Origin of the sequence: Chitinophaga sp. YR627 (genome assembly GCF_900114995.1) — a bacterium.
Lineage (GTDB): Bacteria > Bacteroidota > Bacteroidia > Chitinophagales > Chitinophagaceae > Chitinophaga.
The window spans coordinates 1,284,992-1,304,957 of the sequence record NZ_FOUX01000002.1 but is presented as its reverse complement, the minus strand read 5'-3'; the positions used below and the strand labels follow the sequence as shown (position 1 = coordinate 1,304,957).

Sequence of the window (19,966 nt, the reverse complement as noted above, 5' to 3'; positions counted from 1 at the left end):
CCATGACGACATTCGTAACCAACATTTTCAAAAACATGCAGGCAGCAGTCCGTACAGGCGCTGCTGCCTGCTTACTCACACTGTGCGGCGTTAGCGCGATGGCTCAGGGACTGTCCAACAGAGGTAAGGAATTCTGGGTTGGTTATGGACACCATCAGTTTATGGAACCGGGCTTCACCAATAGCCAGAACATGGTGGTGTACCTGAGCGCAGAAGAAGCTGCCAACGTAACCATAAGCATTGATGGAACCGCATGGTCAAGAACATATAGTATTCCCGCTAACACAGTGATCGTAAGTGATCTCATTCCCAAGGCCGGCTCTGTAGATGCCAGACTGTATTCCGTACCGCCTTCCTACGGTGGTACCGGTGGGGAAGGGGTCTTTAGTAACAAAGGTATTCATATCACAAGCGACGTACCGATCGTTGCTTATGCACACATTTTCGGAAGTGTATCCTCCGGTGCTACCATGCTGATGCCGGTATCTACCTGGGGCTACTCTTATATCTCATTAAATAGCCAGCAGAGCTTTGCAAATGACTGTTTTTCCTGGATGTATGTCGTCGCTAAGGAAGACAATACGATGGTTGAGATTAACCCCTCAGAGTCGAGCCGTAACGGTCGTCCAGCTAACGTGCCGTTTACGGTGACACTCAACAAAGGCGATATCTACCAGCTGGTAGGTGCGCCGCTCGGTGGTGGTAAAGGAAAAGAACTGACAGGTACGACTGTCCGCTCCATCGCCAACGCATCCGGTAAATGTTTCCCCATAGCCGTATTTTCCGGTAGTAGCCGTACAAGTATCAATTGTCCGGGTAGTACCGCAGGCACCAGCGGAGATAATAACATGCAGCAGGTATTTCCCTATCAGGCATGGGGAAAACGTTACCTGACAGCACCTATCTCCGGCAGAGTAGCCTCCAGTTTCCAGACTAACTTATATAAAGTAGTCGTTAAAGACCCTTCCACTGTTGTAAAACGTAACGGTGTTGTACTGACAGGACTATCCAAATCTTCTTACGAATTCACCAGTAATACTGCCGATTACATCGAAGCAGATAAACCGGTATTGCTGGCGCAGTTTATGGCCTCTCAGGGTGGTTGTCCGAATACCACGGGTATAGGAGACCCTGAAATGATCTACCTCAGTCCGATTGAACAAGCTACTAAGCAGGTAGCCTTCTACAGGAATAATGTGGAAAAGATCGAAGTGAACGGACTCTTACTCGTCATCCCTGACAATGGTATCCCTTCGCTGAAAATAGACGGCCAGCCTACTTTTGACCTGAGTTACCCCCATCCGAATCTGCCGGGATATACTGTAGTAGTGAAACGCTGGATAGCTGCTGCTGCACAGTGCACCGTCCAGAGTGACTCTGCTTTTAATGCTACTACCTATGGTCTGGGTGATTTTGAGAGTTACGGATACAATGCAGGTACCTTTATCAATAATCTGAATGCCATCGGACAGATCCACAACCAGGCAGATACCTCCAAACCAATGCACCCATTCACCTGTGTGAATACACCACTGGATCTCTCTGTATTGCTGACCTATCAGCCTGCAAAACTGGAATGGCAGCTGAGTAAGCTGGGCGCTAATATCAGTCCTGCTGCGGATGTTGTGCAGAACTCACCGGCTCCGGCTAAGCAACTGGTGATTGAAGGCGTGCAGTATTACCAGTATACATTACCACAGCCTTATAAATTCCCCAATGCTGGTTACTATGATATCACCGTATTATCCACAGCGCCGCATATCGACAACTGTAACAATACAGAGGAAGTTAACTTTACGGTAGCGGTAAAGGGAAAACCAGACGCGGTTGCTGCCTATACTTTCCCTACTGCCTGTGAACTGGATACGGCTTATTTCGCCGGTAAAGACAGCAGCAATGGCTATAAACTGGCGCAATGGAAATGGGGTTTCCCGGGTGGCGTAACATCTTCTTTACAGCAGACGGGCCAGCGCCTGAGTGCCGGTACACAAACTGTAACCTATGCGGTAGCTACAGAAGATGGCTGCGTAGCAGATACAAGCTTTAACCTGACAGTCTATAACAAACCGGTGGCAGATTTTGCCGTTACAATTGCGGCAATCTGCGCTGGTAGTACCGTTACTTTCAATGATAATGCGGCGTATGCTGGTCCGGCGCCAATAAAAGAATGGAACTGGGACTTTGGTAATGGTACTCATACAACCAACACTACCAACGCAGCAACAACTGCCACCTATACCGACTATAAAACCTATACAGTCAGCCAGGTCGTGAAAGTAAGCGACCTGTGTGTGAGTGATACCGTGAAGAAAACAGTGACTGTATACGCCGCGCCGGTAGCTTCCTTTACCTACCCGGATGATTGTATCGCACAAGGTACACCGGTACAGTTTACGAGTACGGCTACAGCTCCTGATGGCCAGGCAATTGCCTCCTATGCCTGGGACTTCGGAGATACCAATGCAACAACTGGTAATCCGAATACATCTACAGTAGAAAATCCTTTGCATTCCTATACCTACTATGGTTCCTATAAAATCCGGCACAGTGTGACGACCGTAAACGGTTGTGTGAAAGACACGTTGGTGACAGCTACTTTCAATGTAAAGCCTGTACTGACCTATGCGAGTATTCCAGCTGTTTGCGAAAGCGTAAAGGGCACCGTGTCCATTGCGCTTGCCGGGGTTACGAATGGCGTGACCGGGGCCGGTATCTACCGGGGCCCGTATATTGATGCTGCCGGCAATTTCAATCCGTCGGCAGCAGGTGCCGGAACACATACCGTTACGTATGTGTTCACTGCGGATAGCGGTTGTAAAGACTCTGTTACCGCCAACATTAGTGTATTGCCAGCACCAGCAGCTGAATTTTCGCTTACCGCGGATGTGTGCCTGGGAAGTGTAGTAACTATCACCGATCAGTCTACGGTAGGTAGTGGTAGTATTACTACCTGGAACTGGCAGCTGGGAGATGGTACTACTATTACACAGAACAGCAGCAATCCTTTTGACCAGCTGTATAAAGCTGCAGGTAATTATGCTGTAAAACTATCTGTCGTAAGCGATAATGGTTGTGTGAGCGATACGACGACAAAGAACACGGTTGTACATGCATTACCCGTCGCCAACTTCAATCTCCCTGTTGCGATCTGTATGCCGGAAGGGAATGCGGTATTCACTAACTTATCCACAGCAGCGAATACTTACCAGTGGAGTTTTGGTGATGGCAGCGCTACTGCGACTGACAGAAACCCTTCACATGTTTACGCAGCAGCTGGTAATTATAATGTGACCTTATCGGTAGTATCTGCTTACGGTTGTACACACGATACCACAAAAACACTCAGCGCATTTTTCAATAAACCTACAGCTGCTTTTACAGCCTCTCCTGATACATTATGTCAGGGTACGGACAATTTCTTCGCCGATAACAGTACGGTGGATAATGGCGCCATCAATGCCTGGGCCTGGGATTTCGGAGATGGTAGTTCAGATAATATCGCAGACCCTGTGAAGCGATACCAGGAACCAGGGGATTATACCGTACAGCTGACAGTCACAAGTACTGCCGGTTGTATCTCCGAGCCATTTACCGCACCGGTAACTGTGTACTTACAACCTGTAGTTGATGCTGGTCCTTCTTTCGTAGTAGCAGAAGGATCTGTGATACAGTTTACGCCTGTTGTGAATAATGAGAATGAACTCACCTTCAGATGGACACCTGCTACTGATCTGTCTAATCCGGATATCCTGAGACCTATGCTGACAGTAACAGCAGATGGCGTCTATACCCTGACGGCAACAGGTTTGGGTGGCTGTACGGCAAGTGATGACCTGTCTGTAAAAGTGTTTAAGGAAGTAAAGATCCCTAATGCTTTTTCTCCAAATGGAGATGGTATCAACGATACCTGGGTAGTGACCAATCTGTCTGATTATCCGGAGTGTTCTGTTGAGATCTTTAACCGCTACGGACAGAAAGTATTCCAGTCCACCGGTTATAACACACCATGGGATGGTATGATGAATGGGCATCCCCTGCCACTGGCAACTTACTATTATGTCATAAAGATAAAGAATGGATCTGCGCCGCTGGCTGGTTATGTAGTGTTGGTGAGATAAGTATAAACAACTATTTAAAAACATTGATCAAATAAAAAAGCTGACATCATGAGAACTTTTACCAAAGCATTGTTGATGCTGTGCTTAGTGGGCCTGACCGGTAAAAAGCTGCAGGCGCAATCCGACCCGCACTTCTCCGGTTACTATGTGTATCCGGCATGGTTGAATCCTGCGCTGACAGGTGTATTTGATGGTGATTACCGTGTATCTGCCATCTACCGTTCTCAGTGGGGAAGTGTGAGCAGCCCTTTTAAAACCTATGGTATTGCGGGGGAAGTAAAGACAAATAAAAATATCAACTTCGGCGCCAGCGTACTCAATCAGAAAGCGGGCGATGGTGGTTATAACTATACGACTGCCTACGGTAGTGCTTCTTATACCGGTGTCCGCTTTGGTGCGTTCGAACAACACAGAGTAGTGTTTGGTATGCAGGTGGGACTGATCCAGCGCAGATTTGATCCTGCTAAACTCCACTTTGGTGATCAGTGGAATCCTATCACCGGTTACAATCCCGGTCAGGCTACCAACGACATGTTTAACAAAACTACTTCCGCAGCATTTGATGCGGGTGCAGGTGTATTGTATTATGATGCACAACCAGGTAAGAAATATAATCTCTATGGTGGATTCTCTGTGATGCACCTGAATAAACCGAGTGATCAGTTCAGCGCTACCGGCGATGCCCGCATACCAATGCGTACAACTGCACATGCCGGTGTAAGAGTAACGATCTCAGAACTGTTCAGTCTTACGCCCAACGTATTGTATATGAAACAGGGCGCTGCTTCCGAGAAGATGCTGGGCGCTTATGGTCAATACGCTGTATCCGGTGAAACAGATGTGATGCTGGGTGCGAACTATCGTCTCAAAGACGCCTTCTCTGTCTATACGGGTGTAAGCTATAAAAGCTTCATGCTCGGATTGAGCTATGACGTCAATTCTTCCGATCTGGGTAAGATCACAAGAGGTAATAACAGCTTCGAACTCTCTTTATCATTCATTGGCAGGAAATCAGTGAAAACACCAGCCGGTGATTTCGTTTGTCCAAGGTTATAAAGAAAAAAAGATTACAACATGAAGAAAGTATTTCTGACAGTGATAGGCCTGGCCGCTATGCAGCTGGTATGGGCGCAACATAAAGTAAGTTATCTGAAAGCAGCGGACAGCTATTACAAACAGGCAGATTATTATTCAGCCTCTATGTACTATGAAAAGTACCTGGCGGTGAATACCAAAGCCGTTGCCAAAGAAGGGTATAGTCCGTATACAGCGCCAGGCGGCACTACAAAGCCTGCACCATCTGCGGATGAAGTACTGGCAGCGTATCAGCTGGGTGATAGTTATCGTCACTTACATGATCATGACAAGGCAGCGCCTTTATTTGCAAAAGTAGTAGCTGCGGATAGTACCCGTTTCCCGCTGGCCGCTTACTACTACGGAGAAAGTTTACGTTCACTGGCAAAGTATGATGCCGCTGAATCTGCGTTCAAAGATTTTCTGTCCCGCTACGATAAGAAGGATGCATACAGTACTGCGGCAGCGCAGGAACTGCGTAACCTGCCTTTTATCCGCGAGCAGTTACAACAAAAAGAGCAGTCCGATTACCATATAAGAAAGGCGTCCGCCGCGCTTAATGCCGGCGGCGCTTCTTATGCGCCTGTATGGGCAGGTGATCAGTTATTATATACTTCTACCAAAGAATCAAATTACACCAACCGTATCTATCTGGCAAAGGATACTGCTGCTGTTACCAGCCGCGCCGGTATTCCACAGGCAGCAAAGACCCATCAGGGTGCGGTGAGTATCGCTGCTGATGGCAATGTGATGTACCTCACCCAATGGACAACCGCAGATGGTAAGAAATCTGCCGCTATCTATACCAGCCGTAAGGAAGGTGATAAATGGAGCGAACCGGTGAAACTGGATGCTGTGATCAATGCAGCAGGAGCTAATACACAACAGCCTTTTATTATGCCTGATGGTCGTCATCTGTTGTTTGCGAGTGACAGGGCAGGAGGGCTTGGTGGATATGACCTCTGGAGCGCCGAACTGGATGCTGCGGGTAAACCATTGTCTGTACAAAATCTTGGACCAGCCATTAATACTTCTTCAGATGAAGAAGCTCCCTTCTTCCATCCTGCTTCCGGTACCCTGGTGTTTGCCAGCAATGGCCGGACAGGTATGGGAGGTTTTGACCTCTACTATGCAAAAGGTAGTCTGACGAAATGGGAAACACCTGTCAACTTCGGTTATCCGGTGAACGATGTGAAGGACGATATGTATTTCTTCAGCCGCAGCAAATCGGAATATATCCTGGAAGATGCCTGGTTCTCTTCTGACCGTTCTGCAGAATGTTGCCTGGAGTTATTCAGTCTGCACCTGGCGCCGCCGCCACCGCCTGTGAAAGAAGAACCTGTAGTAGCAGTGACGCCTCCGCCAACCCTGGCAGACACGATCCTGCGTGCGCCGGTGAATACAGCTATTACCATGCAGGAGATCTACTATGAACTGAACGAATTTATACTGACGCCTGCTTCTCATCCGGCACTGGATAAACTGGTGGCCTTACTGAAAGAGCATCCGCAGATGGAAATAGAGATCAGTGCACATACGGATAACACCGGTTCTGCTGCTTACAACCAGCAACTGTCAGAAAAACGTGCCCTGAACTGTGTGGCTTACCTGGTGGAAAAAGGCATCGATAAGAAACGTTTACAATACAAGGGATATGGCGCTACCAAACCGGTTGCCCCGAATACCAACCCTGACGGAACAGACAATCCGGAAGGCAGAAGACTGAACAGACGTATCGAACTGAGGATCTTAAAACAGTAGCGTATGCAGCTGAAGGGCATGATAACAGCGATAATACTTGTACTGGCGGGGCCGGTACAGGTATTGGCGCAACAGCAACCACACTATACACAGTATGTACTGAACACGTTTATCATTAATCCTGCTGTAGCGGGGATAGAAAACTACTGGGATGTAAAGGCCAGTCATCGTCACCAGTGGACGGGTGTGAATGGTAGTCCGGTTACGACCTATCTGACTGTACACGGTCCTTTGCGTAAAACAGACTATCCGCAGGCATCTGCCACAGGGTTTAATCCGGAAGGATCCAATCCTCGCGGAAAGGCCTACTGGGAAACCTATACAGCGCCTCCTTCACATGCTGGTGCAGGATTTACCATCCTGAATGATAAGACAGGGCCGCTGAGCCGGTTTTCTGTCAGCGGTACCTATGCACATCATATCGGGATCGCACCGGGTACCAGTCTGAGTGCAGGTATCAGTGTCGGTGCACAATGTATCTCCCTGGATGCAACTGCCTTACAGTTTCAGAACCCTTCCGATCCTGCGATTGCTTCCAGTACTGTTTTAGGTCGGTGGAGGCCGGATGTAAGTGCGGGGCTGTATCTCTATTCCGCGCAATATTTCGCCGGTATTTCCGCCCAGAATGTGGTGCCTTCGGGGATCGGTTTTGATGATGGAAAGGTAAAGGGAGACAGTGTCTACAGGGGCAAACTGGTACCGCATTTATTCGCGACAGCAGGATACCGTTTGTGGGTAAATGAGGACGTGAGCCTGCTGCCATCCGTCATGATCAAATATGTAACTGCATTGCCTGTCAGCTTTGATGTGAATGCCAAACTGCAATACCGTGATCGTATCTGGGTAGGTGGCTCTTACCGCTATAATGATGGTATTGCCGCGATGGTGGGGATTAATGTTAATGCCACTTTCAACATCGGCTATTCGTATGACTATACAACTTCCAACCTGAACATTGCCAGTCATGGTTCTCATGAAATTGTCCTGGGTATTATGATCGGGAATCGCTTTGCGGACCTGTGTCCGCGTAATATGTGGTAATTCATATGCAGCACTGCTGCTTCAACGGAAACTATCAGATGGAGATAATTCAATCACTTTAACTTAAAATTCAAAACCTAAATCGAAACATGAGAAAGATGTCATTGTATGCTTTAATGTTATGCGGTATTATTTTCTTCGGTGCATGTGGTAAAGATGGTGAAGCGGGTCCTGCGGGCGCAAAAGGTGATACTGGTGCGACTGGTCCTGCCGGTACGCCTGGTAAAGATGCGACTTCCGGTATTCTCTATTCTGACTGGCTGGACGTCACCTTCACCGCTGTGAAAGAAGAAACAGATGACAACGGAAATGGCGTACTGGATACGATCTTCTTCGGCGCACAGATCGAAGCCGAAAAGATCACTGACGAGATCCTGTCTACCGGCGATGTAAGAGTATTTATCAATACTTATTCTGACGCAGAAAAAGATATCGCGCCTTTGCCATATGTTAGTCCGGTGACCGGCGCTACCATCAGCCCGTCTTTTTCCACTGGTCTGATCACGCTGCTGGCAAATGGTCCGTTCAACACTTTTACAGATGGTACTGCAAAATATCAGCAATACAGATATGTGATCATTCCTGGTGGTGCTGAAGCCCGTAAAGCGGCTGGTATCGACTGGAATGACTACAAACAGGTAAAAGCTTATCTGCACCTGAAAGACTAAGAAATAGTAAAAAGGTCATAAAAAAGAGACTCCGGCTTTGGAGTCTCTTTTTTCATTTGTACTTTACCTGTCCTATCATGCAAAAAGGAATCTAATGAAAAGAAACAGGTACTTGATAAGTACAGCCATTTTATTCTTAGGAATTACCACGTCAGCGTTGGCTCAGGTGGGTGCAAGCAGCATCTGGAAACCTACAGGAAATTTAACTTATGTAGACCCTACTATAGGTAGTGTCGGACTGATACTGGAGCCGACCAGGCCCGCGATGTATCTGCCCAACAGTATGGTGAGGGTGTTCCCTTCCCGTAAAGATCAGCTGGAAGATCAGATCGACTTTTTTCCACTGACAATAGCTTCCCATCGTCAGCAAAGCCTTTTTGGCTTTATGCCTCTCTCCGGTGAGGTGACGACTGAGAACTGGAAACGTTCGCGTGTATATGACCGGGAGAAAGTATCACCTTGCAAATATTCTGCATATCTGGATGATACTGACGAGATAACATTTGCGCCTGCAGCACACAGCGGATATTTTGAGATCGATTTCGCCGGTAATACCCCTCATTACCTGAGATTAAGCATTCTCAACCGTGACGGAGAACTGACCGTAGATGGCAAACGTGCTATCACTGGCCGGGAAACCTTCAACGGGATGAGCGCTTATTTTTATGCGGAAGTGAATGCTGATATCACCGGTACAGAATATCGTGGAGATAAGAAGCAGCACCTGTTTGCTGCATTAGGTAACAATCCGCAGAAAGTAGCAGTACGCTACGGTGTTTCCTTTATCAGCGTTGAACAGGCGAAAGCTAACCTGAAGAAAGAGATCCCTTTATGGAATATCTCTCCGCTCGTTATCAAGGGTGCAGCAGCCTGGAACAAGGTACTGGGGCAGATCAATGTAAAAGGTGGTACAGACGCACAGAAGCGGGTATTTTACACCTCCCTGTACCGCGCTTATGAGCGTATGGTGAATATCAACGAGTACGGTCAGTACTATAGCGCCTACGATCATAAGGTACATACCTCCGACAAACCCTTCTATGTGGATAACTGGCTATGGGATACCTATATCGCCCTGGAACCACTCCAGACACTGTTAAATCCGGAAATGGAAGCCGATAAGATCCGCTCTTATGTAGATATGTATGAGCAGAGTGGCTGGATGCCTTCATTCGCAGTAGCACACGGCGACATGCCTTGTATGACGGGTAACCACGCAGCGGCATGGATGGCAGATGCCTGGTTTAAAGGTGTACGCAATTTCGATATCGCAAAAGCATACGAAGGACTGAAAAAGAACTCTCTACAGGCTACTTTACTGCCCTGGAGAAACGGTCCTGCTACCTCCCTGGATGCTTTCTACGCAGAACATGGTTATATGCCTTCCCTGAAACCGGATGAAAAAGAAACAGTGAAGGAAGTACATGATTTTGAACGCCGTCAGGCAGTAGCGGTAACACTGGAAAACAGCTATGACGACTGGTGTATCGCGCAACTGGCGAAAGCAGCAGGTCATCCGGAAGATATTCCGCTGTTCATGAAACGTGCTACTAACTACAAAAATGTATACCGTGCAGATAAAGGCTTTATGTGGCCGAAAGATGCAGACGGTAACTGGATAGAACCTTTTGATCCTAAGTTCTCCGGTGGACAGGGCGGACGTGATTATTTCACAGAAAACAACGCCTACACCTATAACTGGGATGTAAAGCATGACCTGACCGGCTTATTTGACCTGATGGGTGGAAAAGCAAAAGCAGAGGAAAAATTGGACCAGTTATTCCGTGAAAACCTGGGTCGTAGCAAATACAGTCTCTGGTATACCTTCCCGGATGCGACAGGTATGGTAGGTCAGTTTGTAATGGGAAATGAACCAAGTTTCCACATTCCTTATCTGTACAACTATACAGGTGCGCCATGGAAAACACAGAAACGCATCCGCATGCTGTTGGATACCTGGTACACAGATAACCTGTTTGGTATTCCGGGTGATGAAGATGGTGGTGGTATGACCGCATTTGTCGTATTCTCGATGATGGGTTTCTGTCCGGTAACACCTGGTATTCCGGTGTATAACATCGGTAGCCCGGTATTCTCCGAGATCACGATCAAGCTGGCCAACGGTAAGACATTCACCGTATCAGCGCCAGGTAGCTCTGTTACTAAAAAGTATATCCAGCGTGCTACGCTGAACGGTCAGCCGCTCAATGTTCCCTGGTTTACACATGAAGACCTGCTGAAAGGTGGCGTACTGCAACTGGTAATGGACGAGTCGCCTAATAAACAATGGGGTACCGGAGAGCAGGCAGCACCGCCTTCTTCTCTGAATTACAGCCCTGCTGCAAAGTAAGTTTTGTGACTATTGGACAATAAAAAGAAAGATGCCTGATCTGACCGATCAGGCATCTTTCTTTAATAGCTGAAATAAGGTATATCTGAATGAATTAAAGCTCTTCCTGGATGTGAAGCCCCAGTTTTCTGATTGCTTCTTCGTTTCGTTTGTAATGCGTCCATTGCCCTAAACGGGTAGCTATCAGCAGATTAGCCCGCTGTAATAAGGACAGGTATTCAGACACAGTAGATTGTGTCAATCCTGATTTCTGCTGAATGTGTCCCACACATACACCTGTTTTCGCAAACTCACCACATTCCTGTTTAGGGAAATGTTTTTCCGGTTCCTTCAGCCAGGCTAATATTTCGAGCCTTTTTTTATTGGATAAGGCCTTAAAAACGTCTACTTGATCCATAGTACAAAGGTATCGGAATTCCCCGATTTTTAGTCGTAGCGATTTTATAATGTTTTCATAACAATAATTTCTGCTATCTTAATGTTTTATAGATAATTTTTTATGGATCTGTTTCAATATAAGAATGGCGTACTGTATTGCGAGGATGTTCCCGTAGACAGTCTGCCGGCCAAAGGCCTTCCGACTCCTTTTTACCTGTATTCTGCGAACACGCTCAGGTTGCATTATAAAAAGATTTATGGTGCTTTTGAGAAGCTGGATCCAGTCATCTGTTTTTCGGTAAAATCAAGTAATAACGTACACCTGCTCAATGAACTGGCTGCCCTGGGTGCTGGTATGGATATCGTGAGCGGGGGAGAGCTGTTTGTCGTAAAACAGAGCAATGCTGACCTCTCCAAAGTAGTTTTTGCAGGTGTCGGTAAATCCGATGAGGAGATCACTGACGCCATCCTGAGTGAGGTTGGTTATATCAATATCGAATCGGAGCAGGAACTGGCAAGGGTACAGGAACTCGCCGGAGAACTGAAAAGAGAGGTGAGTGTACTGATCCGTATACAGCCCGATATCACCGATGAAAAGACAAATGAAAAGACCCGTACCGGCTATAAAGGGGCAAAATTCGGTATTGACTATGCGAACGTGGAAACGCTGATAGAAGAGAATGCAGACCATCCATATGTAAAGATCAGGGGCCTGCATTGTCATATTGGTTCACCGATATCGTCTTATACATTTTACGAAGAATGTATCCGTAAGATGGTAGGTCTGACAGAATCGCTGAAACAAAAGAATATCATCCTGAAAGTATTAAATATCGGTGGTGGATTCCCGGCCAATTATATGGATAACGACAACTTCTCCTGGGAGAGCTTTGCCGGTCCGATCATTGAGTTGCTGGAGCCATACGTAAAGCATGAAGGATTTAAGATCATCCTGGAACCGGGAAGGTCTATTTCTGCGAATACGGCGATCCTGGTGACCAGGGTGTTGTACATTAAACAGTCCGGCGATAAGAACATCGCTATCCTGGATGCCGGTATGACGGAACTGATCCGTCCGGCAATGTATAATGCGTTTCACTTCATCTGGCCGGTTAAACCTGAAGCACAGCATCTGCTGGCAAACAGGAACTATCCGGTACAGCAGGAAGGATTGACAACTTATGACGTGGTAGGACCTATCTGTGAATCATCCGATTACCTGGCGAAAGAACGCGCTTTGCCGCCATTACAGCAGGGAGATTATGTAGCTGTATTTACTGTAGGCGCCTATGGTATGGTAATGGCGAGCAATTATAATTTGCATGTGAGACCCGCTGAAGTAATGATCGATAAAGACAAAATATATATCATCAGAGAACGTGAAACCCAGCAGGATCTGGTGAGAAAAATGATCAGACAAGAATTGTAATGTTAATCACCAATTGTTAAATGTTAATCACCTATGACAAAGGAAGAGTACAGTAAACTGTTCACGGCCGATGATGCTGTGGGCTGGCTGGCAATTGACAAACAGCTGGACAGTATTTATCCGGGACGGGAACCAAGGCATTATGCGCCACCTTTACATTTCATGGTCGGAGGAGAAGACCCTATTGATGGTACCAGCATCTATGACAGCGAAAAGCAGATGAAACACCTGCACCTCATCAGCTACGGCATGTCGCAGTTATATTATGATGAAGAACAGGCTGGTAAGGAATTCAGTAAATGGGGCTTCGAATTTACCTTCCGCTTAAAACCATTTGCAGAAGATGAAGGTGATCCCGGATGGGCAATCCGGATGATGAATAATCTGGCCCGCTACGTATACAAAAGCGAGCGTTGGTTTGAACCTTATCACTTTGTACCTGCAAACGGGCCGATCAGATTAGAAACGGCAACGGATATCGTAGGACTTGCATTTGTCCCTGATCCTGAACTGGGTGTGATCGATACACCGCATGGTGAAGTGACCTTTCTGCAGATGGTAGGACTAACAAAAAAAGAAGTTGAACGGCTACTGGCTAAACCACAGACCAGTGAAGTTGAAAAACTGATCGGTGAGATGCGGGAATATAACCCGTTGCTGATCACAGATCTCGACAGAGCAGACTAATTGAAAGAGCCCGCATAAAAAGCGGGCTCTTTTTTTGCAGACTGTTTAAGAAAAAGTTAACACCAGTTTATGGAATTCCGTTGTTACCCGCATCCTATTAAAAACGTTGTTGCCTTGAAGTACTTATCCTGGGCCTTTGTGGCCATGTTTGTTACCGCGGTTGCCGTACTGTCCTGGCAATATTTACAGGCCAAAGCACCGCATCCGATAGCAGTCGCTCCCGCTAAAACAGTAGGGCAGTTATCATTGCCGCCTGGTTTTAAAAGAGAGCCTGTAGCGAAAGGATCATTTGGTGAATGGCTCAGGACAATTCCGTTGAAAGCAGACAATACCGTATACCTGTATAATGGCCAGCGAAAAGGGAATCAGACCGCCCAATATGCTGTGCTGGATATCTCTGTAGGCAAAAAAGACTTACAGCAATGTGCTGATGCTGTGATCCGCCTGTATGCAGAGTATTTATATGCATCGCATCAGTATACGAAGATCGCTTTTCATGCGACTGACGGTACATTGATGGACTATAGCAGCTGGATGAAAGGATATCGCTATCCTGTAAAACAGGGGCGTTTACAGAAACAGCTGACGGCTGCACCTTGTAAAGGCGATGCCTGTTTTGCTGATTTTTTGCAGACCGTTTTCTCTTATGCCGGTACCTTATCACTCAGCAAAGAGCTGAATGTTGTCAATAGTCCTGCTGCTATCAATATCGGTGATGTATTTATCCGTGGAGGTTCTCCCGGTCATGCGGTGATCGTAATGGATATGGGTGTCAATAACGCAGGCCAGAAGACCTTTCTGCTGGCGCAAAGTTATATGCCCGCACAGGATATCCACATACTGCAAAATCCAGCCAGGGATCAAAACCCCTGGTACCAATATAACGGCGGAAAAATATTAAGCACTCCCGAATGGATTTTTGACTGGAACCAGCTCATGAGGTTCTGATAAGATTGTCACTCCCTATACCATGCAATGCCGGTCAGGCTACTGATCCACACATCAGTATGCCTGCCGGCTTTTTGAATGTTTATCTTTCTGGGTATACTATGCTGCTTTTGCAGTTTTGGTAAAATGCATTAGTCTACCTGTCGGCTTTTTGAATGTTTATCTTTCTGGGTATAGTATGCTGCTTTTGCAGTTTTGGCAAAACACATTAGTCTCCCTGCCGGCTTTTTGAATGTCAGCTTTTCCCGGCATACCACACCGCTTTTGCAGTTCCCGTAAATTTGAATATTTTGCAATGATGTAACCCGTTCCTTTCTATTATTCACCAACTTTTTTTATTCGCTCAAAACAATCCAATGAAGTGGAATAATGAACCCAAAAACTGGTCAGGCGATGAAGCAAAACTCAGCTGTACCATTGAACCAGATACCGATTACTGGCGGATCACACACTATGGGTTTATCCGTGACAACGGTCCCTTTTACTATAAAGAAGTAGCAGGCAATTTTGAAGCCAGCGTAAAGATCAGTGGACAGTATAAAGAGCTATTTCACCAGGCTGGTTTAATGATCCGTATTGACGAAAAGAACTGGATCAAAACCGGTATTGAGTATGTCGACGGTGTACAGAATGTAAGCGCTGTCGTGACCCGTGAAGTCTCCGACTGGTCAGTAGTACCCAGACATGACAGTCCGCCGGCCATCTGGCTTACCTTACTCAGAAAGGGCGATTATGTAGAAATAAAATATTCTTTTGATGGTGTGAAATACGAGATGCTGCGATTAGCTTATTTTCCTCCCGATGTAAAAGCGGGTATTGGTATCGTGGCGGCAGCTCCGGGAAAGGAATCGTTTGAAGTGGTGTTTGAGAACTTTCAGGTAAGGGAGATGGAGCATTAAAAAAGGCCGGTTCAGAAGAACCAGCCCATTCCTGTTGTTGTCTTTTAATGATTAACCTGAGAGAATTGCCTGTTACATTGCTGTAACAGGCTGATTATAAAAGGCAACCACTGTCTTTTAATGATTATTGGTTCTTATTGTTGTCAATAGCCTGACGGAACATATTTCTTTCCTGTTCAGGAATGTTCTGTCCATATTTTTCCAGGTAGGTATTTGCTGCGGAAGCATAATTAGCCCAGTCCTGTTTATTGAAAGTATACACTGTTTTAGCACGCAGATAGATCTCATCACCCGGATCGCCATAAGGTTTGATGCTGCTGGCAATCGCTGACCAGTCAGGATCAGTGCTCTTCTGCAATACCGGATCGATCACATCTTTGAAAACGATGTTCATGAGTTTCACAGTAACCGGCCTTTTATCTAACTGAGAATTGCTGGCTTGTAATTGTTGCTGTAATACAGCGAAACCTTTGTCCTTTGTACTGTTGGTGAACTGAAGGATCAGATCCAGCTGTTCAGGCGTATAAGGAGCCTGTAATGAAGCGATATAGGCACTGCCGGCCAGGTTCGCACCTTCTTTATCGCCAGCCTGTTTTGCCATCATGGCCAGCTTAAAGAGGAATGATGCATCGCGGCGGCCACCTACGTATTCCTGCAGCATTTTGCTGTAAGCGACTACCGGGTCGGTCAGGTCGGCATTCATAGCGGTTACCTGTGGTACAGTCCCCAGATCAGGGTTCAGGGATGCATGGATATTACGCATCTGTTCAAACGGGATCTTTACCACTTCACGATCGTAGGTTAATAAACCGTTCTGCTCACCTTCCACATCAAAAGGCTGTGTATAGATAGAGCCGGACAATCCATTTGCTTCCAGCAGTTTCAGGTGCTGGTTCATGATGGTATATTTAGCCGCTAATGCAGCCGGTTTTTCCTGTATATAACCCCAGGCGCTGCCGGTATTCCACTGGTGCTCAGGAATGAATACGCCGATACCGCCAAACTCACCCAATACCCTTGCTTTACCTGGTTCGGCAGGTGCGTTCATTGGGTCAGGATAGGAGTGTACATCGGTCATATCAGCGCTTACCCAGGCATTAGGAGAGGGGCTGCGGAGTTGTTCGTTCACATACAGCATTTCGCCGGAGTGACCATTTACAATACGGGAAGGATCTGCACTTTTCACCCATTCAGTGATACGCTGCTGATCGTATGCACCCCATTTCTCGTTAAAGATCACCCAGGTAGTGATAGATGGATAGTTATGCAGTTGCTCCAGCGTTTCTTTGGTTTCTTTCTCATATTCCGCTTTAGCGCCTTCCGGTAATCCCTGGTTAGGATTCACGAAATCCTGCCATACCAGCATACCCAGTTTATCTGTATGATAATACCAGCGGGCTGGTTCTACCTTGATATGTTTACGGATGGTATTAAAGCCCATTGCTTTAATGGCTTCGATATCAAATTTCAGCGCATTATCAGTAGGGGCGGTGTACAGTCCGTCAGGCCAGAAACCCTGGTCGAGGGTACCCAGGTTGAAGTATGGTTTATTATTCAGGAAGATGCGGTCAACACCTTTTTCATCTTTCTGGATAGCGATTTTGCGCATACCGAAGTAGCTTTTTACTTCGTCTACTGTTTTGCCGCCTTTGCTCAGTTTTACTGTAAGGTCATACAGGAACGGACTGGCAGGAGACCACAGTTTTGCGTTCTTAACAGGCAATTTTAAAGGCACGCCTGCTTTGCCTTTTATTTTACTTACTTCTGTACCGTTATCCGTGGCGATCAGTTCGACGTTAGTACCTGCCGGCGCATTTACGCTCACATTCAGTACGTTCTTGTCTACGTCAGGAGTAAGGGTCAGTCCTGCGATATAGGCAGCAGGTACTGTTTCCATCCAGACGGTCTGCCAGATACCGGAAGAAGGGGTATAATAGATATTAGCGGGGTTCAGCACCTGTTTGCCATGAGGGCCGATACCTTCACTGGTAGGATCATATACTTTCACAACGATCTCATTCTCTCCGTCCTTCAGGGCAGCGGTGATATCCTGTGAGAAGGACTGATAACCACCGGCATGTGTACCTGTTTCTTTACCATTTACATAGACGGTTGCCTGCCAGTCTACGGCGCCGAAGTGTAACAATACATGTTCACCGTTTTTCAGCGGCGTCTGTACAAACGTGCGTTTATACCAGAGATTCTGCGTAGGCAACAGCGGCTTTTTTACACCTGATAAGGCAGATTCCAGTGGAAACGGCACGAGGATCTGATCCGCAAAAGCGGATGGTGTGGCGGCGTCTTTGGGGGTAATGGTATACTGCCACAGGCCATTCAGGTTTTGCCAGTTCTCGCGCACCATCTGTGGACGGGGATACTCCGGAAGGGCATTGGTTGGGGAGACTTCCTGCGCCCAACGGGTTTTGATCGTTGAGGACTGTGCTTTCCAGCCGGTCTGTGCCATAACGGCCTGACCAAGCGCGACACTCAATAAACATACACTAGCAGTCTTAATCAGATTCATTGCTGTAATTGATTGGTTTTAGTTGTTGTGGAATCATGCTTCCGCCTCAGTGTAATCGATTACGCAGCGTTAGATAAAAGATCATCGTTGAGGTATAACACTAATAAGTATTTATTGGTGAATTGGTAACGTGCGAATTCGTTGTCCTGTCTGCGGATGCGATTGTTTTGGTCTTAACTTTTCTGGTCGTTCGAAAGACCAAGATACTAAAATTTGACTAAAATACATTGATAATCACTCAATTTTAATCACCGGACTCCTTTTGCCAATACCATTTTCACTCAGGGCCTCAATTGTAAAATAATAGGTAGTTTGTTTATCGAGTGCTTTCAGATAGTACTCGCTGGCATTATAGACCATAATGCTGCTGTAAAGTTTGTCGGGGGCAATGCCATAGTAAATATTATAGGCGTAGGCGTCACCGGAAGGAAACCATTTCAGCCAGGCATTCCGCTTGTCAGATTGCTGGCGCAATACGATGAAGTCCTTTACTGCTGCCGGCACAGGTCCGTTTCCCTTACCGAATACTCTTAATCCGCTGACGGCGAATTTACCATTCGCCATATGGATATTTTCCAGTTTGATATACCGGGTATTAACAGGCTGCGTGAACGCGATATAGTCATGCGGTACATCCGTTTTGTTCCGGCTTTTATCGTGTAAGAGCTGCCATTTTTTACCATCCGTAGAATGCCATAAACGGTACTGATGATAGATGTCGGTCCGTTTCCCCAGGATGTCGGCATCCTGATCCGCATAATTGATCTGTACCGCATGTACAGCTGCTATCTTTCCCAGGTCGGTCTGTATCCATTCACCGGCATTGGCAGTCGCGGCACACCAGTATGTTTTGATGCTTTCATCCACTGCATTATTCGCAGCAAAAGCACCAAAGGTGGAAGAGACCGAAACGGGATGTTGATAATTCAGCAGCATCCAGCCGGTAAATTGTCCGCTTTCGGGTTCGCCGGGAAGATAATGTGGATAATCGCCAAAAGCGGTATTACAAAAAAGTATGCCGTCATTGTCAAACCCGGCAGGCCATATCCCGATCCTTCTTTCGAAGTTATTCTTCACATTGATTACTATCGTCGATACATGCCACCAGTGCCCGTTTTTGTCCTGAAAGGTAGCGCCATGACCAGCGCCCCGGGCAAAGCCACCCGGCTTATAACTAAAGGGATTATGCGCCTGATAGGTAAAAGGTCCCAGCGGGTGATCACTGACATATACGCCATCTGCATAACCACTGAATTCTGTACCGGGAGCGCCATACTGCAGGTAATATTTACCATTGTGTTTATTCATCCAGGCGCCTTCCATAAAGGGGGACATAAAGTTATTGTCGTTATACTCCCCGAAACGTTCCCAACCATGTTTGTCATCATGTAGACTGATAAGATCATGCCGCTCCCCGATAGGTTGCAGGGTATGCCGGTCTACCTCCTGTCCATAAAGTGGATAAGTATTGCTTGATCCATGATAGAGATACAGACGGTTGTCATCATCCAGGAAAAAGGCCGGGTCCCAGGCCCCGGCGCGGAAAGAATCAACTGCTTCCGACCAGTCATCTGTACGGGGATGAGTGCTCATCCATATGGGAAAATTCTTTTCATAGGTCGACCCGATGACCAGCAGTGTATCGCCTAAGGCAAAGACCGCAGGTGCACATAGTTCGTCATAGACCTTGTGATAGGGTTTAAGAAATTTCCGGGGTACAAAATGCCAGTCAGACATATCACTGCTCCACCAGTATCCCCACTGATTGGTGGAAAACAGGTAATAATCACCTTTGAATAAAGTAATAACTGGGTCCGCCGTAGCCCGGTGCCGGCCGGCTTCGGAAAAGTTGGGAATAGGCGTAAAACCATAGTCGATATTGATGGGGTTGCAGTAGGTACGTTGCTGGGCATTTCCCGTAGTGAAGATACAAAGCAGGGAAATAAGGTAGATTGTGTTTTTCATAACCAGCCTTTTTGATACAGTACTAAAATTAAGAAAAAGAGGGGCAGGGAGGACGATTGATTCCTGTTCTGATCTTTATTTGATATTTACTATCCTACGTTAATCCTACGTTCATGAACGTAGG

The 19,966-nt window shown here is 46.7% G+C and carries 13 protein-coding genes; 10 read left to right on the top strand and 3 right to left on the bottom strand.

The annotated features are described in order from the left end of the window. Positions 1 to 2 precede the first annotated feature (2 nt). The 6 genes from BMZ72_RS13790 to BMZ72_RS13765 all read left to right on the top strand — a co-directional run bounded on the left by BMZ72_RS13790 (position 3) and on the right by BMZ72_RS13765 (position 11,012). Positions 3 to 4,118 (top strand): PKD domain-containing protein, encoded by a 4,116-nt coding sequence (locus tag BMZ72_RS13790; RefSeq protein ID WP_089809222.1) that lies wholly within the window; start codon positions 3 to 5, stop codon positions 4,116 to 4,118. A 48-nt stretch (positions 4,119 to 4,166) separates the two neighbouring features. Beyond that, positions 4,167 to 5,174: a PorP/SprF family type IX secretion system membrane protein gene (locus BMZ72_RS13785; protein WP_089809219.1), complete on the top strand. Its 1,008-nt coding sequence runs from the start codon at positions 4,167 to 4,169 to the stop codon at positions 5,172 to 5,174. Between the two features lie 18 nt (positions 5,175 to 5,192). Then, positions 5,193 to 6,953 carry an OmpA family protein gene (locus BMZ72_RS13780; protein WP_089809217.1) on the top strand — a complete coding sequence of 587 codons (1,761 nt, stop codon included), beginning with the start codon at positions 5,193 to 5,195 and terminating at the stop codon, positions 6,951 to 6,953. 3 nt (positions 6,954 to 6,956) lie between these two features. Then, positions 6,957 to 7,994, top strand: coding sequence for a PorP/SprF family type IX secretion system membrane protein (locus BMZ72_RS13775; protein WP_089809215.1), 1,038 nt, complete (start codon positions 6,957 to 6,959; stop codon positions 7,992 to 7,994). An 89-nt stretch (positions 7,995 to 8,083) separates the two neighbouring features. Beyond that, positions 8,084 to 8,662, top strand: a complete 579-nt coding sequence (locus BMZ72_RS13770; protein WP_143087690.1) for a collagen-like triple helix repeat-containing protein — start codon at positions 8,084 to 8,086, stop codon at positions 8,660 to 8,662. A 94-nt stretch (positions 8,663 to 8,756) separates the two neighbouring features. Continuing rightward, positions 8,757 to 11,012 (top strand): GH92 family glycosyl hydrolase, encoded by a 2,256-nt coding sequence (locus tag BMZ72_RS13765; protein WP_089809210.1) that lies wholly within the window; start codon positions 8,757 to 8,759, stop codon positions 11,010 to 11,012. A gap of 94 nt (positions 11,013 to 11,106) precedes the next feature. Here BMZ72_RS13765 and BMZ72_RS13760 read toward each other — a convergent pair whose 3' ends face one another. Continuing rightward, positions 11,107 to 11,409, bottom strand: a complete 303-nt coding sequence (locus BMZ72_RS13760) for an ArsR/SmtB family transcription factor (RefSeq protein ID WP_089809208.1) — start codon at positions 11,407 to 11,409, stop codon at positions 11,107 to 11,109. A gap of 102 nt (positions 11,410 to 11,511) precedes the next feature. Between BMZ72_RS13760 and lysA the strand changes: the two genes are divergently transcribed. The 4 genes from lysA to BMZ72_RS13740 all read left to right on the top strand — a co-directional run bounded on the left by lysA (position 11,512) and on the right by BMZ72_RS13740 (position 15,353). After that, positions 11,512 to 12,819, top strand: coding sequence for a diaminopimelate decarboxylase (gene lysA / locus BMZ72_RS13755; RefSeq protein WP_089809206.1), 1,308 nt, complete (start codon positions 11,512 to 11,514; stop codon positions 12,817 to 12,819). A 33-nt stretch (positions 12,820 to 12,852) separates the two neighbouring features. After that, on the top strand, positions 12,853 to 13,506 hold the full coding sequence (locus BMZ72_RS13750; RefSeq protein ID WP_089809204.1) for a suppressor of fused domain protein: 654 nt from the start codon (positions 12,853 to 12,855) through the stop codon (positions 13,504 to 13,506). A 114-nt stretch (positions 13,507 to 13,620) separates the two neighbouring features. Beyond that, complete coding sequence (locus BMZ72_RS13745; RefSeq protein ID WP_218155245.1) at positions 13,621 to 14,454, top strand: DUF4846 domain-containing protein; 834 nt, start codon at positions 13,621 to 13,623, stop codon at positions 14,452 to 14,454. Positions 14,455 to 14,810: 356 nt separating this feature from the next. Then, positions 14,811 to 15,353, top strand: a complete 543-nt coding sequence (locus BMZ72_RS13740; RefSeq protein WP_089809201.1) for a DUF1349 domain-containing protein — start codon at positions 14,811 to 14,813, stop codon at positions 15,351 to 15,353. A 124-nt stretch (positions 15,354 to 15,477) separates the two neighbouring features. On the opposite strand, the gene BMZ72_RS13735 is transcribed toward BMZ72_RS13740, so the two are convergent. Further along, positions 15,478 to 17,877: a glycoside hydrolase family 2 protein gene (locus BMZ72_RS13735; protein WP_089809199.1), complete on the bottom strand. Its 2,400-nt coding sequence runs from the start codon at positions 17,875 to 17,877 to the stop codon at positions 15,478 to 15,480. Between the two features lie 234 nt (positions 17,878 to 18,111). Continuing rightward, positions 18,112 to 19,842, bottom strand: a complete 1,731-nt coding sequence (locus tag BMZ72_RS13730) for a family 43 glycosylhydrolase (RefSeq protein WP_089809197.1) — start codon at positions 19,840 to 19,842, stop codon at positions 18,112 to 18,114. Between the last annotated feature and the right edge of the window lie 124 nt (positions 19,843 to 19,966).